1 pseudogene is annotated in these 265 nt (G+C 38.1%); it reads left to right on the top strand.

Annotated features, from left to right (window positions below):
- A pseudogene (locus JI667_RS21590) lies at positions 1 to 265 on the top strand (terminase); the annotation flags it as partial.

Genomic DNA, 265 nt, shown 5'->3' with positions numbered 1-265 from the left:
ATATCAGGAGTTCACATCATATAGCAGTGTCATTGATTCCGTTCCTAATACTAGGCGTAAATTTATCAGAAATAAAGTGAGCGGGCAGGATAAGTGGACTCCGTGGATTGAATTAGAATATTCAGAAGGAGCTCAACAAAAAGCAGATAAAGCTCTATCAGCAGCAAAAGATTATGTTGATTCTAATTTTACTAATGAGATGTTAACTTGTCTCCCGGATGAAAAAGCTATTTTAGACGCAAGGACGCCCGGAACTGAATATCCA

The organism is Bacillus sp. NTK074B (genome assembly GCF_017303375.1).
In the GTDB taxonomy this organism is placed as follows: domain Bacteria; phylum Bacillota; class Bacilli; order Bacillales; family Bacillaceae_B; genus Rossellomorea.
Note: the sequence above shows the minus strand (reverse complement) of the source record. Positions and strands in the feature narration are given on the sequence as shown.